The organism is Pseudomonas sp. NPDC087803 (genome assembly GCF_044742995.1).
GTDB lineage: Bacteria > Pseudomonadota > Gammaproteobacteria > Pseudomonadales > Pseudomonadaceae > Aquipseudomonas.
Window position 1 is genome coordinate 197,629 of the sequence record NZ_JBIUVO010000002.1, and the last position, 14,879, is coordinate 212,507.

15 protein-coding genes are annotated in these 14,879 nt (G+C 60.4%); 9 read left to right on the top strand and 6 right to left on the bottom strand.

Going from position 1 to position 14,879, the window contains the following annotated elements; translation table 11 throughout:
* Positions 1–131: 131 nt before the first annotated feature.
* From ACIOUG_RS03945 to ACIOUG_RS03955, 3 genes are all read right to left on the bottom strand, one after another.
* Entirely contained in the window at positions 132–605 is a 474-nt protein-coding gene (locus ACIOUG_RS03945; protein ID WP_401062680.1) for an LEA type 2 family protein, read from the bottom strand.
* A gap of 65 nt (positions 606–670) precedes the next feature.
* A complete protein-coding gene (locus ACIOUG_RS03950) occupies positions 671–2,137 on the bottom strand; it encodes a nucleobase:cation symporter-2 family protein (RefSeq protein ID WP_401062681.1) in 1,467 nt (488 codons plus the stop codon).
* Positions 2,138–2,351: 214 nt separating this feature from the next.
* Positions 2,352–3,245, bottom strand: coding sequence for a LysR family transcriptional regulator (locus tag ACIOUG_RS03955; RefSeq protein WP_401062683.1), 894 nt, complete (start codon positions 3,243–3,245; stop codon positions 2,352–2,354).
* Between the two features lie 99 nt (positions 3,246–3,344).
* On the opposite strand from ACIOUG_RS03955, the gene ACIOUG_RS03960 reads away from it, so the two are divergent.
* The 5 genes from ACIOUG_RS03960 to ACIOUG_RS03980 all read left to right on the top strand — a co-directional run bounded on the left by ACIOUG_RS03960 (position 3,345) and on the right by ACIOUG_RS03980 (position 7,993).
* Positions 3,345–4,436: a polyamine ABC transporter substrate-binding protein gene (locus tag ACIOUG_RS03960; RefSeq protein ID WP_401062685.1), complete on the top strand. Its 1,092-nt coding sequence runs from the start codon at positions 3,345–3,347 to the stop codon at positions 4,434–4,436.
* A 16-nt stretch (positions 4,437–4,452) separates the two neighbouring features.
* Positions 4,453–5,412 carry an agmatinase gene (speB, locus tag ACIOUG_RS03965; RefSeq protein WP_401062687.1) on the top strand — a complete coding sequence of 320 codons (960 nt, stop codon included), beginning with the start codon at positions 4,453–4,455 and terminating at the stop codon, positions 5,410–5,412.
* Positions 5,413–5,612: 200 nt separating this feature from the next.
* On the top strand, positions 5,613–6,731 hold the full coding sequence (gene zapE, locus ACIOUG_RS03970; RefSeq protein WP_401062689.1) for a cell division protein ZapE: 1,119 nt from the start codon (positions 5,613–5,615) through the stop codon (positions 6,729–6,731).
* Between the two features lie 17 nt (positions 6,732–6,748).
* Complete coding sequence (locus tag ACIOUG_RS03975; RefSeq protein ID WP_401062690.1) at positions 6,749–7,330, top strand: DinB family protein; 582 nt, start codon at positions 6,749–6,751, stop codon at positions 7,328–7,330.
* Positions 7,331–7,495: 165 nt separating this feature from the next.
* Positions 7,496–7,993: a GNAT family N-acetyltransferase gene (locus ACIOUG_RS03980; RefSeq protein ID WP_401062827.1), complete on the top strand. Its 498-nt coding sequence runs from the start codon at positions 7,496–7,498 to the stop codon at positions 7,991–7,993.
* Between the two features lie 83 nt (positions 7,994–8,076).
* Here the strand turns inward: ACIOUG_RS03980 and ACIOUG_RS03985 are convergent, their stop codons facing one another.
* Complete coding sequence (locus ACIOUG_RS03985) at positions 8,077–8,286, bottom strand: hypothetical protein (protein ID WP_401062692.1); 210 nt, start codon at positions 8,284–8,286, stop codon at positions 8,077–8,079.
* A gap of 205 nt (positions 8,287–8,491) precedes the next feature.
* The gene (locus tag ACIOUG_RS03990; RefSeq protein ID WP_401062694.1) at positions 8,492–10,726 is read right to left on the bottom strand and encodes a TonB-dependent siderophore receptor; all 2,235 of its coding nucleotides are present in this window, start codon (positions 10,724–10,726) and stop codon (positions 8,492–8,494) included.
* Here ACIOUG_RS03990 and ACIOUG_RS03995 point away from each other — a divergent pair.
* On the top strand, positions 10,713–10,940 hold the full coding sequence (locus ACIOUG_RS03995; protein WP_401062695.1) for a hypothetical protein: 228 nt from the start codon (positions 10,713–10,715) through the stop codon (positions 10,938–10,940). The two genes, ACIOUG_RS03990 and ACIOUG_RS03995, sit on opposite strands and share 14 nt — an antisense overlap.
* On the top strand, positions 10,924–12,282 hold the full coding sequence (gorA, locus tag ACIOUG_RS04000) for a glutathione-disulfide reductase (protein ID WP_401062697.1): 1,359 nt from the start codon (positions 10,924–10,926) through the stop codon (positions 12,280–12,282). Before ACIOUG_RS03995 ends, gorA begins: the two co-directional genes overlap by 17 nt.
* On the opposite strand, the gene ACIOUG_RS04005 is transcribed toward gorA, so the two are convergent.
* Complete coding sequence (locus ACIOUG_RS04005; RefSeq protein WP_401062698.1) at positions 12,279–13,301, bottom strand: DNA-binding protein; 1,023 nt, start codon at positions 13,299–13,301, stop codon at positions 12,279–12,281. The two genes, gorA and ACIOUG_RS04005, sit on opposite strands and share 4 nt — an antisense overlap.
* A gap of 177 nt (positions 13,302–13,478) precedes the next feature.
* Here ACIOUG_RS04005 and ACIOUG_RS04010 point away from each other — a divergent pair, with 177 nt between their 5' ends.
* Together ACIOUG_RS04010 and ACIOUG_RS04015 are read left to right on the top strand one after the other, a co-directional pair.
* Positions 13,479–14,417, top strand: coding sequence for a site-specific integrase (locus ACIOUG_RS04010; protein WP_401062700.1), 939 nt, complete (start codon positions 13,479–13,481; stop codon positions 14,415–14,417).
* Positions 14,418–14,553: 136 nt separating this feature from the next.
* The coding region (locus tag ACIOUG_RS04015; RefSeq protein ID WP_401062702.1) for a redoxin domain-containing protein at positions 14,554–14,879 on the top strand (326 nt) is incomplete at its 3' end.

Sequence of the window (14,879 nt, forward strand, 5' to 3'; positions counted from 1 at the left end):
TCAGGACTGATAAAACACCTGTGGGAGCGGGCTTGCTCGCGAATGCGGTGTCACATTCAGCGATGATGTTGGCTGATCTGACGCTTTCGCGAGCAAGCCCGCTCCCACAGGGGAGAAGTGTGCGCAGTGGGTTACCACGTCGCAGCAGTGGCTTTCGGCAAACTCAGCTTGCCACTGTCGACAAAACGCATCGTGCCGAACACCCCGCCGGCCAATTTGCCGCGCAGCACGTAGGGCAGGTTGTCGAGGGTTTGTGTCTGGCTCAGGCCCAGGGTCTGGCGCAATACCGAGAACGCGGAAACACTGACCGGCACGCTGACCACGGTTTCCGAGAAGCGTGGGATCGAGCCGACCTGATCGCTGACGCCCGATGCCAGTGGGTGGCCGTTGACCTCAAGGTCGAGAGCGATGCCGCTGTAGTCGATCGCGGTTTCGTTGGGGTTCTGCACCCGTAACTTGAGGGCGAAGCGCATTTCCAGGTCCTGGCTCGGCAACGGTTCGAGGCCGACCACGTTGATGTTCACCGGATCGCGATTGGGAAACAGCGCGCAGGCGCTCAGTGACAACAGCAGCAGGGACAGGATGACGGCGTGGACGCGGCGCATAAACAGTCTCTCAACGAAAAAGGGCTGAACCGTTGCCGGCTCAGCCCTTTTTTCATGGCGCAGCGTCAGCGGTTCAACTGTGCGACAGCCGCCGGACGGGCAGGTTCAGCCTTGGCCGGCAGATCGGGGTTTTCCATGACTTGCAGAATCGACGCTTCCGGATCGAAATCGTCTTCTTCCAGCTCAATGAATTCTTCCGGCAGGAAGATATTCAGCACGATAGCGCACAACGCACCGACGGTGATCGGCGATTCGAAGATGTTACGCAGCGCTTGCGGCAACTCGCGCAGCACCTCCGGCACGGCGGCGATGCCCAGGCCCATGCCGAGGGAAATCGCCACGATCAGCATGTTGCGCCGGTGCAGGCCGGCCTCGGCGAGGATCTTGATCCCGGCCACGGCCACGGTGCCGAACATCACCAGTTCGGCGCCGCCGAGCACCGGTTTGGGCATCAGTTGCAGCACCGCACCGATCATCGGGAACAGCCCCAGCAACACCAGCAGGCCGGCGATGAAGAACGCCACGTAGCGGCTGGCTACGCCGGTCAACTGGATCACGCCGTTGTTCTGCGCGAAGGTCACCATCGGCATGCTGTTGAACACCGCCGCCATGGCCGAGTTGAGGCCATCGGCGAGCAGACCGGACTTGATCCGGCGGATGTACAGCGGGCCTTTGACCGGTTGCCGCGAGATCATCGAGTTGGCGGTCAGGTCACCGGCTGCTTCCAGCGGCGAAACCAGGAAGATCACTGCCACCGGCACGAACGCCACCCAGTCGAAATTGAAGCCGTACTTGAACGGCACCGGCACGCTGACCAGCGGCACTTCGGGCATCGAGGCGAAATCCACCGTGCCCATCAGCCAAGCGACCACGTAGCCGAGGGTCAGGCCGATGACGATCGCACCTAGGCGCAGAAACGGTACGTCGACGCGGTTTAGCACAACGATAGTGCCGATCACCAACGCGGCCAGAAACACATGGCTGGCTGCGCCCAGATCGGGCGCGCCGAAGCCGCCGGCAATGTCGGTCATCGCCACTTTGATCAGCGACAGACCCATCAGGGTGATGATGGTGCCGGTGACCACCGGGGTGATCAGCATTCGCAGTTTGCCAATGAACTGGCTCAGCACCACTTCGATGAATGCGGCGAAAAAGCACACGCCAAAGATCGTCGAGAGAATTTCATCGGTGCCGCCGCCCCGGGCCTTGACCATGAACCCGGCGCTGAGAATCACGCTGATGAAGGAAAAACTGGTGCCTTGCAGGCACAGCAGACCGGAACCGACCGGGCCGAAACGCTTGGCTTGAACGAATGTGCCGAGGCCCGAGACGAACAGCGCCATGCTGATCAGGTATGGAATTTCGCTTTGCAGACCGAGCGCGCCGCCCATGATCAGCGTCGGGGTGATGATGCCGACGAAGCTGGCCAGCACGTGTTGCAGCGCGGCGAAGACGGTGGCGGTGAGGTGCGGACGGTCGTTGAGGCCGTAGATCAGATCGTTGTTGCGTGGGACTTTTTCAGAGGCGGTCATGGTGTTTTGCGCGCCGTGAGGCGGGGCCGGGTCAGAAAATGGAGGCGCAGGATGCCGGAAGAGGGCGGCGAGGGCAACGAGCAAAAATTGCCTGAAAGGTCAGGTTTTATTGGGTTTCAAAGGGTTTTACTTGAAATCAAAAGATCGCAGCCTTCGGCAGCTCCTACATTTTGCATTCCTGTAGGAGCTGCCGAAGGCTGCGATCTTTTGATCTTCAGGCAAAGGCTGCGAGCAAATCCTCCTCAAATGCCTTCTGCGCATCCCCCGGCACCTGCGCCCGGTGTCGGGCCAGATGAAACGCCACTTCGAAACTCAATTCCCCAGGCCGCAGCGCGTGCAACAAGCCCTTGTCCTCCCAGACCCGCGCGTAGTGATCCGGCAGATAATCGACGTGCTTGCCAGAGAGAATGAAGGCCAGGGTGCCTTCGACCTGTTCCGAACGCGCGGAAAAGCGCTTGTCCGGGAACGGCTCGCCACTGCGCATGACCCGATACGGATGGTCAACCCGGTCGCAGGCCTGCAACGCCGCGTCATCCGGCTTATCGACGGAGAACAGCGGATGCCCCGGCGCGCAGTACAGATGCTGGGTTTCCTTGAACAATTCGCGGTAATCGAAAGCGCTTTGCACCTGGGAAAAATAACCGATGGCCAGGTCCAGCCGCTGTTGCAGCAACAGACGCTCCATCTCGCCGGGCATCGCGCTGATCAACTCGATGCGCACCGACTCGTCGCGCTCGCGAAACCGCCGGATCGCCTCCGCCACCCGCAGCAGCACCGACTGATCAAGCGCCTCGGACAAGCCCAGCCGCACCTCACCGATCAAGCGTCCGGCGACGCCGTTGGATTGATGGCGGAAGGTTTCGATGGATTCGAACAGCGTGCGAATCGCGATCAGCAGTTGCTCACCTTTTGGTGTGACGTTGAAACCGCCCTTGCCCCGGCTGCACAGGCGATAGCCGAGGCGGGTTTCGAGTTTGGCCATTTGCTGGCTGATGCTCGACTGGCTCAGCCCCAGTTCACCTTGCGCCGCACTGAAGCCGCCACACTCCACGACCCGCACAAACAGGCGCAGCAACTGCAAATCGACGTCGTGAAGCTGACCGAGCATTACATTACTCCGGGATAAAGTCAGGTTAACAAACTTGATATTTCTGCAATGTATCCGAGCGCGCATTCTGCGACCACTTCCTCCGGTCAGGTGTTCGTCATGGCTCCCGTGTTCAAGCTGTTTTTTCCCGCGCTGTTGTTGTCCGTGGCCCTCAATGCCCAGGCCGAAGATAAAACCCTGAATCTCTATAGCTGGGCCGATTACGTGCCGGCGCAAACCCTGCAGCGTTTCGAGCAGGAAACCGGCATTCATGTGCGCTACGACACCTTCGATACTTCCGAGGTGCTGGAAACCAAACTGCTGACCGGCGGCAGCGGCTATGACGTGGTGGTGCCGTCGTCCAGCGTGCTGGCTCGGGGTTTGGCGGCGGGTGCGCTGAAGGAAATACCGCATGAAGGCCTCAAGGGGTACGCCAACCTTGATCCCGATCTGCTGGAGAAACTCGCTGCCGTCGATCCCGGCAATCGCTACGCCGTGCCCTACACGTGGGGCACGCTCGGGCTGGGGTTGAATGTCGAGGCAGTGAAAAAACGCCTGCCGAACGTGCCGCTGAACAGCCTCGATCTGCTGTTCAAGCCCGAGTACGCGAGCAAACTCAAGGACTGCGGGATTGCCGTGCTCGATTCGCCGCAGGAAGTCATCGGCCTGGCGCTGCATTACCTCGGTAAGGATCCCTACAGCACTGACAAGAATGATCTGGCAGCCGCCGAAACCTTGTTGCAGAAACTCCAGCCTTCGGTGCTGTATGTCGCCACCGGCCGGCAGATCAACGACCTGGCCAATGGCAGCGTGTGTCTGGCGCTGACCTACAACGGTGATGTGAGCATGGCAGCCGATCAGGCGCACAAGGCCAACAAATCCTACGAAGTCGCCTACCGGATACCGCGCGAAGGCACGTTGATCTGGCAGGACAATCTGGCCATTCCCAAGGACGCGCCAAACCCGCAAGCGGCGCGGGCGTTCATCGAATTCATGCTGCGCCCCGAATCGGTCGCCGAGCTGACCAATACGCTGTTTTTCGCCACTGCCAACCAGGCCGCGACGCCGCTGGTGGATGAGGCGGTGCGCAACGACCCGGACATCTATCCGCCCGCCGAAATGCGTGAACGCCTGTACGCCGACCGCAGCATGAGCCTCAAGGACATGCGTCAGCGCACGCGTCTGTGGACCACTTTCCGTAGCCATCAATAACAAAAGGAGCACACCGATGGACGTGCCGATGCTCAATGACCAAGCCATCACCCGCGACAGCCTGTACGGCACTGCCGCCGAAAGCACCTACGCCGGAATCACCAGTTTCATGCGTCGCCGCTACAGCCGGGATTTGCGCGGCGTTGATGTGGCGGTCAGTGGCGTGCCGTTCGATACCGCCACCAGCAACCGCCCGGGCGCACGTTTCGGGCCACGGGGGATTCGCGCCGCGTCCACCGGGATCGCCTGGGAACGGCACTGGCCGTGGGCGTTCGACCCGTTCGATCATCTTGCGGTAATCGACTACGGCGATTGCGACTTCGATTACGGCTCGCCGCATACCATCCCGGAAAGTATCGAGGCCCACGCCGAGCGCATTCTTGAGGCCGGCAGCGCGATGCTGACGTTTGGCGGCGACCACTTCATCACCTATCCGCTGCTCAAGGCCCATGCGCGCAAACACGGCGCGCTGTCGCTGATCCACTTCGATGCGCACAGCGACACCTGGCCGGACGAGGACGGCAAACGCGTCGATCACGGCACCATGTTCTGGCATGCGGCCAGGGAAGGGCTGGTGGATCCGGCGCGCTCGGTGCAGATCGGGTTGCGCACCACCAATGACGATCACCAGGGCTTTGCCGTGCTTGATGCTCGCCAGGTGCATCGACGTGGCTGCGAGGCGATTGTCGAGGCGATTCGCGCACGGGTCGGCGACCATCCGGTGTACCTGACGTTTGATATCGACTGCCTCGATCCGGCCTTTGCGCCAGGTACCGGCACCCCGGTGTGTGGCGGGCTGAGCACGGTGCAGGCGCTGGAAATCCTTGGCGGTTTGCGCGGCATCAATCTGGTGGGCATGGACGTGGTCGAAGTGGCGCCGGCCTATGACCATGCGGACGTGACGTCGCTGGCAGCGGCAACGCTGGCGATGGAAATGCTCTGCCTCTACGCCGCCCGACACAAAGTCGACCGCTGACACCCCACAAACCCATGTGGGAGTGGGCTTGCTCACGAAAGCGGTGTGTCATTCAACGATGATGTTGGCTGACCTGACGCCTTCGCGTGTAGGAGCTGCCGCAGGCTGCGATCTTTTGATCTTGATCTTGAAAAACAAAAATCAAAAGATCGCAGCCTCGTTGCACTCGACAGCTCCTACACGGATATATACTGCCGCGCATGACTTTTGACTCTCCCCTAAGCGCCTGGCAGCACGCGATCGAGCACAAGGGTTTCATCCAGGATGAAGCCCAGGAGCACGCGGTCTGGGCCCTGCAAAAATGCCATGAAGCCTTGCATGCCGGTGCCCGTTCGGTCACGGGCGTGTACTTGTGGGGCCCGGTCGGGCGCGGCAAGACCTGGTTGATGGATCAGTTTTATCAGAGCCTGCGGGTGCCGGCCCGGCGTCAGCACTTTCATCACTTCATGGGCTGGGTGCATCAGCGCTCGTTCCAGCTCACCGGGATTGCCGATCCGCTGCGGGCGTTGGCCAAAGAGCTGGCAGCTGAAGTGCGGGTGCTGTGTTTCGATGAACTGTTCGTCAATGACATCGGCGACGCGATCATCCTTGGCCGCCTGTTTCAAGTGATGTTCGACGAAGGCGTGGTGGTGGTCTGCACCTCCAATCTGCCGCCGGACGAGCTGTATGCCGATGGCTTCAATCGCGACCGGTTCGTCCCGGCGATTGCTGCGATCAAGGCGCACATGCAGGTCGTGGCGGTGAACGGCGCCGAGGACCATCGCCTGCATCCGGGCGCGGGTCTGCAGCGTTATTTTGTCGCCGCGCCGGGGCAGGACAGTGCACTGCAGCAGGTCTTCCAGGCACTCAACGCCGGGCAGCCCGCCAGCGCCGAGCCGGTGTCCGTCGGCCATCGCCTATTGAACGTGGTGCAGGCCAGCGCGACGCTGCTCTGGTGCCGCTATGCCGATCTGTGCGAGCAACCGTTTGCCGCGATGGACTTCATCGCGCTGTGCGACAGCTATCGGTCTATTCTGTTGAGCGACGTGCCGAACCTCAGCGCACAAAAACGCGAAGGGCGTATCGCCCGTGGTACCGAAGATGGCTCGGCGCAGGTGGTGGCCGGTGACCGCGAACTGCCACAACTGTCGGTGCACGACGACGGCGTGCGCCGCTTCATTGCCTTGGTCGACGAGTGTTACGACCGTAAAGTCCCGCTGTACATCGAGGCTCAGGTGCCGATGGAAGCGCTGTACACCGAGGGGTATCTGGAATTCCCGTTCCGGCGCACCCTCAGTCGTTTGCAGGAGATGCAGTTGCAGCGTTTTGCCGAATCCTGAGCGAAGAGGGCGCGAGCATGAGCCAACCGTTGTCGCATCATTTACTGACCATGGCTTACCAGAATGCCTGGGCCAATCATCGCCTGGGCAAAGCCTGGAACCGGCTCGATGCCACTGAGCTGGCGGCGCCACGGGTGAGCTTTTTTCCGAGCATCCGCCTGACCCTCAATCACATCCTGACCTGCGACTGGTTCTACGTCGATGCGCTGGAGCGCGAGTTGCGCGGTGACGAGCCGCATCCCGATTGCTATGTGTTTTTCAAGCGTGATGAGCCGTTTACCGAGGCCGCAACGCTGCGCGAAGAACAGGCGCACGTTGACCGGCGACTGATCGCCTATTGCGAGCAATTGCGCGATGCCGATCTGGGGCGGATCGTCAGCATCGCCCGGGAAACGCCGCAACACGACAGCCGCCTGCGCCTGCTTTCGCACCTGTTCGAGCACCAGATGCATCATCGTGGCCAGGTGCATACGATGCTCAGCGCGACATCGGTAAAACCGCCGCAACTGGATGAGTTCTTCTGTGCCGGCGAGAGTGGGTTGCGTGCTCAGGATTTTGCCGAGTTGGGGTGGACCGAAGAGCTGATTTGGGGGCGTTGATGTTTGAAAAGTCAAAAGATCGCAGCCTGCGGCAGCTCCTACAGGGATTTGTTATCGGATCAATATTTGAGTTTCTTGGGTTGTGGCGCGCGACATCCTCGCGTTAAGGTCGAGCAGCCTTTCAGGTGCGCACTTTGCACGCCGGGGCCATGATCGGGGATGGAAATGGATTCCGCGGAAATTCTTGTGCTGCAAGCCAGTTACACCAATCCACTGCACGCCGAAGCCATCGGCATCGTGCTCAATCATTACGCAGAAGATCCCATGGGCGGCGGCCATTCGATTGCCCCGGAGTTGCTGCGTCGTCTGCCTGAAGAGCTGGCCCGCAGACCTCATGCGTTCAGCGTGCTGGCGTTCGTCGGCGGTGAGCCGGCGGGGTTGGTGAACTGCTTTGAGGGGTTCTCGACGTTTGCCTGTAAACCGCTGGTCAACGTGCATGACGTGGCGGTAGTGAACAAATTTCGCGGCCTCGGACTGAGCCAGAAGATGCTGCGCAAGGTCGAGGACATCGCCCGTCAACGCGGTTGCTGCAAGATCACACTGGAAGTGCTCGAAGGCAATGCGGTGGCGCAGAACGCCTATCAAAAGTTCGGTTTCGCCGCCGGCATGTTCGACCCCGCGCATGGCCGCATGCTGTTCTGGATCAAGGATCTGCAGGCATAAAAAAAGGCGCCCCGTCAGAGCGCCCAACTGTCATCTCCAAGGCCAGAGCGGAGCCATCGGAGGTCCATCGGTTGCTCGCTGAATCAGTCGCGATAAGACTCGGTGACTTGCGCGGTCTGATCGTCCGGAACCTTCAGTTCCGGCGCTTTGCTGTCGGTCTGCGGCGCGCCTTGCGCGTGGTGGACCGGGAAGTTGTCATAGTAATGCCGCATGCGTTCGGCGCCGCCCTCGGCAAAGGCGCTGGCGGAACCGAGAGCGAGAAGCCCGGCAAGAATTACGGTGCTGGTGTTCATGGTGCCTCCTACTGAAAATCGTCGGAGCCGTTCGTCCATGAAGCAGATCTCGGGGCACAGTGTCCCTGAGGGGAATTAACTCGGGGTTAACAGTGGTGGTGAGGGGGTTTGGTGATGCATTGCGCGTCACTGAGAGAGTGGGGCCGCTTCGCGACCCATCGGGGATGAATCCCCTCACCACAGGGGTTCTGTTTGCGTGGATTGGTCAGAGTTTCCAGTCCAGGCTCAGGGTCACCGTGCGCGGGTCGCCCCAGTACACACCGTTGTAGAAGCCGACGTTGTCGTAATACTTCTTGTCGAACAGGTTATCGACATTCAGCGATGCCGACAGGTGCTTGTCGAATTCATAGCGCGACATCAGCTTGACCACGGTGTAGGCGCTCTGATTGATCCGCGACCGTTCGGTGATGATCCGGCCGTTGGCGCCACGGCCGACCGGGCGGTTGGCCGCACCATAGACGTCGCTCTGCCAGTTCACCGCACCACCGACGGTCAGCGCGTGCCAGTTGCCCGGCAGACGATAGGCCGTGGACAGGCGCAGCATGTTCAGCGGCTCATTGGTATTGGTGCGCTGTTTTTCACCGTTGACCGAGTGGGTGTAGGTGTAGCCGGCGGTCATGTTCCAGCCCTCAAGAACCTCCCCGGAGACCTCCGCTTCAAAGCCGTTGACCTTGTTGCCCTTGCCGCCGGACTTGTAGAACTGCTCGCCGGTCACCGGATCCGGCGCCACCGAATCGTCCAGCTCGGCGACGTTGTCCTGCTTGCTCCAGAACAGCGCCGTGCTGAGGTTCAGGCGTTCCTCCAACAGACTGCCCTTGAGGCCCAGCTCGTAGTTGCTGCCGACCACCGGGTCGATGTATCGGCGACTGGCATCGCGCTTTGTCTGCGGTTTGAAGATATCGGTGTAGCTGACATACGCGGTGTATTCCGGCGTCAGGTCGTACAGCAGGCCGGCGTATGGCGTCCACATGTCGTTGTGTTGCTGGGAGCTTTTGTCGACGCCGCTCAGTTGCAGATTGTCGTTGTAGCTGTTGGTGGTGCTGGCGGTCTTCCAGCTGCCGTAGCGGCTGCCGAGCACAGCATGCAGCTCGTCGGTAAGGCTCAGGCGGGTCGCCAGATAACCGGCCTTCTGCCGGGTGTAGTCCTTGAAGCCGCTCAAGTCGGTCACGGTGTCCGGGAATTTGCCGATGTCGCCCATGTATTTCCAGTCGCGGATGTTTTCATAACCGGCGGGTACTGCGCCGGCGATGGTGTAGGGATCATCCGAGCGGCGTTCGGCTTCGCCATAGCCGAACATCATTTCGTGCTCGCGACCGAGCAACGAGTAAGGGCCTGCGACATTGAAGTCATACGCCTTCATGCTTTGTTCGCCGGCCATGTGGCTGGTGTTGGCGGACATGCCGCTGCGATCGGCTTCGGGGAAGCCACCACCGCCGTAATAGATTTTGCCGTCAGTGTCGCTCTTGCGATGGGTGTAGGCGGCTTTCAGATGCCAGCCACCTGCCAGTTGCTGGTCGAGCGTGGCGAAGGCGGTTTTGTCGCGCAGCGGCCAGGAACTCCAGGACGTGGCCATGTTGGTCGATCGGCCGAGTCCGGCCTTGCCGCCTTCGGCATTCCAATAGGGTACGGTGCCCCACGAGGTGCCCTGAACCTGCTTGTCCTGATAGTCGTAACCGACGGCGAGGGTGGTGGACTCGGTCAGGTCGGCTTCGAGGATGCCGTAGCCGACCTCGCGTTGCAGCGCGTATTTGTCACGGAATGACTGGCTGTCGCGATAAGCCAGCACCGTGCGCCCGCGTAACCGGCCATCGAACGCCAGTGGACCACCGACATCGACGTAGCTGTAGTAGTCGTCATAGCTGCCGCCGCTGACGCCCGCCAGCGCCTGTATCTGGGCGGTCGGGCGCTTGCGGACCATGTTGATGGTCGCCGAAGGATCGCCTGCGCCGGTGGTGAGTCCCGTGGCGCCGCGGACCACTTCGATGCGGTCGTAGATAATGGTGTCGGCATCGGATTTCATGTAGCTGAAGGTGTTCAGCATGCCGTCGATCTGGAAGTTGTCGATCGAGTAGCCGCGCGCCGAATAGCTGACCCGATCCGAGTCGTTGTGCTGCACCACGATGCCGGTGGTCTGGCTCATGGCCTCGGACAAGGTACCGAGCTTGAAATCATCCATCTGCTGGCGCGTGACCACGGACACCGATTGCGGGGTTTCCTTGATCGACAGGTTCATCCGCGTCGCGGTGCTCATCGCGCCGGTGGTGTAGGACTCGCTGTTCTCGGTGTTAATGCCCAGGCCCTGGGCGGTGACGCTGGTGGACTCCAGCTCCAGCGCCTGAGCGGCAGTTTCAGGAGCGGTTTCAGCCAGCAGATCGGCACTCAACGCCGCGCTGCACAAGCCGAAAGTGAGGGTCATGGAACGGGTAATGGGCGCGAACATCGCAGCCGACTCCTTGTCTTCGAGGGGAAAAATCCATTGGTTCAAAGACGAGGTACAGCCTGGCGATTTAGTAACAAACGAGAAATATTATTATCTGGAGATGTTTCCCGGCAGCGCTGATCGAGGCGAAAAGCTGCGCACAACGCTTGCCCAATGGAGCGCTGCAGGTATGCTGATGGCCTGCCGAGGAGATAGAAATGGCCTACGATTTTGACCTGTATGTGATTGGCGCCGGTTCCGGCGGTGTGCGCGCTGCACGTTTTGCCGCCGGTTTCGGCGCGAAAGTGGCGGTGGCCGAGAGCCGTTACCTGGGGGGCACCTGCGTCAACGTCGGTTGCGTGCCGAAAAAACTGCTGGTGTACGGCGCGCATTTCGCCGAAGACTTTGAGCAGTCCTCCGGTTTCGGCTGGAGCCTGGGTGAAGCGAATTTCGATTGGGCGACGCTGATCGCCAACAAGGACCGCGAGATCAATCGCCTCAACGGCATTTATCGCAACCTGCTGGTCAACAGTGGCGTGACCCTGCACGAAGCCCACGCGAAGATCGTCGGCCCGCATGAAGTCGAGGTCAACGGCGAGCGTTTTACCGCGAAAAACATTCTGATCGCCACCGGTGGCTGGCCGCAGATTCCGGAAATTCCGGGGCACGAACACGCGATCAGCTCCAATCAGGCATTCTTCCTCAAAGAACTGCCGAAGCGGGTGCTCGTGGTCGGTGGCGGTTACATCGCCGTCGAGTTTGCCGGGATTTTCCACGGCCTGGGCGCGAACACCACGCTGCTGTATCGCGGCGATCTGTTCCTGCGCGGTTTCGATGGTTCGGTGCGCAAGCATCTGCAGGAAGAACTGACCAAGCGTGGCATGAACCTGCAATTCAACGCCGACATCGCGCGTATCGACAAACAGCCTGACGGCAGCCTGAAGGCGACCCTCAAGGATGGCCGCGTGCTGGAAGCCGACTGCGTGTTCTACGCCACGGGCCGGCGTCCGATGCTGGACAACCTGGGGCTGGAAAACACCGATGTGCAGCTCACCGACAAGGGATTCATCAAGGTCGACGAGCAATACCAGACCAGCGAGCCGTCGATTCTGGCGCTGGGCGATGTGATCGGTCGCGTGCAACTGACGCCCGTGGCGCTGGCCGAAGGCATGGCGGTGGCGCGACGCTTGTTCAAGCCTGAGCAATATCGCCCGGTGGATTACAAGATGATCCCGACCGCCGTGTTCAGCTTGCCGAACATCGGCACCGTCGGCCTGACCGAAGAAGAGGCGCGGGAGGCGGGGCATGAGGTGGTGATTTATGAGAGCCGCTTCCGCCCGATGAAGCTGACCCTGACCGAATGTCAGGAGAAAACCCTGATGAAGCTGGTGGTCGACGGCAAGACCGACAAAGTTCTCGGTTGCCACATGGTCGGCCCGGACGCGGGTGAGATCGTTCAGGGCCTGGCGATCGCGCTGAAGGCTGGCGCGACCAAGCGTGACTTCGACGACACGATCGGGGTTCACCCGACGGCCGCCGAAGAGTTCGTCACCATGCGTACGCCGGTCGGCGCTTAAACGTCTTTCGCTTTCGCTTTGGCTGTGTCTGGCGCTGCCGCAACGGTAGCCGCCAGACGCAAGCTGTCTTCGAGGCTGGCCTGAGTTTTGGTCAGTTCCTTCTCCAGTGACTGATTGAGCAGCAGCTGTTCGTCGACGTTCTGTTTCAGCGTCTGACTTTCCAGCAGGGCCACGCGTAGGCGCTCCTGGAGGAGGGTGCGTTCGTTGTCGACGCGAGTCGCTTGCTCCAGCAACTGATCCTGGCGCTGGTTGCTGTGCTTGAGCTGATCTTGCATCAGGCCCAATTCGCGCTGCGTGCCACGGTTTTCCGTGAGCAGACGTTCGTTGTCGCGATGCAGTTGCGTGATCTCGTCCTGACGCACCAGCGCACTTTGTTGCGCCTGGCGTAATTCCATCTGCAACTGCTGAAGCTGTCCTTCGTGGCGGGCTTGTTCCTGCTCGCGCTGCTCTTTGCTGGCGTTGCGGTAATGCTCAAGCGCATCGCGGGCGTGCAGGTGTTTCTCTTCCAGCGAGCGGATCTGCTCGTCTTTGTCCTGCAGGCGCAACTCGAAATCCGCCAGCGCCTGATTCAGTCCGGCGTTGCGGGTTTGCTCGGTCTGCAGCATCGAGCGGGTTTCTTTCAGCGCTTCGGATTCTCGCGCCAGTGCAGCGCCTTGAATGTCGTGCTGTTGTTCCAGTTGTTCGAGTGCCTGGCGCACCTGTTTCAGTTCCGATTCCAGCGCTTCACGTTGCTCTTCGAACTGCTCGCGAGCCTGCTCGATGGGCTCTTGCGCCTGTTCTTTCAGGCGCTGGGCGAGACGCGAGACCAGTGCGCTCAGCTCGTCATTGATCGGTTCGGCGGACGCTTCGACCGGTTGGCTGCCGTCATCCAGCTCTTTCAGATAGCGATGGATCGTGGTTTTCGAACCGGTGTTGCCCAGCTCGATGCGTACTGCATCGATGCTTGGGTGTTCGCCTCGGGCCAGAATCGCTGTGCGCGCGATCTGCACCACTGCTTTGTTTACGCCACCACGGGCCATGTGAACTCCTACCTTTTCGTACTGTGGTACATGCCACCAAAGAACGCAGTGTACCACGCTAAAAATAAAGATAAATAATTGGTTAATAAGAGGCGGGATATACTGGTATTACCCAGTGTCAGGTGCTTAAATTGCGTTTTCCAGCCCTGAATCAGTACGCCTGCGAGAGCCCTGCCCATGAGCGATATCGATCGCTACCTGCAAGCCGCCACCCGTGACAACACTCGCCGCAGCTATCGCTCGGCGATTGAACACTTTGAAGTGAAGTGGGGCGGGTTTCTGCCGGCGACGGCCGACAGCGTGGCGCGGTACCTGGTCGAGCATGCCGGCGTGCTGTCGATCAATACGCTGAAGCTACGCTTGTCGGCGCTAGCGCAGTGGCACAACAGTCAGGGCTTTGCCGATCCGACCAAGGCGCCGGTGGTGCGCAAGGTGTTCAAAGGCATTCGCGCGCTGCACCCGGCGCAGGAAAAACAGGCCGAGCCGCTGCAGTTGCACGATCTGCAGCAGGTGGTCGACTGGCTGGAGCAGGAAGCCAGCAACGCCAGGCAGAATCAGGATCGTCCGCAACTGCTCAAGGCCTATCGCGATCGGGCGCTGATCCTGCTGGGCTTCTGGCGTGGCTTTCGCAGTGATGAGCTGTGTCGTCTGCAAATCGAGCATGTGCAGGCGCACGCCGGAAGCGGCATCACCCTGTATCTGCCACGCAGCAAAGGCGATCGCGACAATCTCGGGCAGACCTATCAGGCGCCGGCGCTGCTCAAGTTGTGCCCGGTGCAGGCCTACATCGACTGGATCACCGAGGCCGCGCTGGTGCGCGGTCCGGTGTTTCGCGGCGTTGACCGCTGGGGCCATCTGAGCGAGGAGGGGCTGCACGCCAACAGTGTCATTCCACTGCTGCGCCAGGCGCTGGAGCGCGCCGGCATCTCGGCCGAGCGTTACACCAGCCACTCCCTGCGCCGCGGCTTCGCCACCTGGGCGCATCAAAGCGGCTGGGATCTGAAATCGTTGATGAGTTACGTCGGCTGGAAGGATATGAAGTCAGCCATGCGCTATGTTGAAGCCAGCCCCTTTCACGGGATGGCTCGGATTACGGATAAGCCGCTATCGCCGTAGATATGGTTTTCTTCTATTAATACAGTCAGCTAATAGCGAAAACAAATCAGCAGCATCAGGTTTGCCAATGAGCCATCCGTCGAGTGAGTGGGTAGGATTCACCCATCGAATTCACAACCCTGACGGAGAGTCATCAATGCCTATCATCAACAGCCAAGTAAAACCGTTCAAAGCTACCGCGTTCAAAAACGGCGACTTCGTACAAGTCTCGGACGCTGACCTGAAAGGCAAATGGTCCGTAGTGTTCTTCTACCCAGCCGACTTCACCTTCGTTTGCCCAACCGAGCTGGAAGACCTGGCCGACAACTACGCTGCGTTCCAGAAACTGGGCGTAGAAATCTACAGCGTTTCGACCGACACCCACTTTGCTCACGCTGCCTGGCACAACACCTCGCCAGCCATCGGCAAAATCGAATACACCATGATCGGCGACCCGACCCACGTCATCTCCCGCAACTTCGA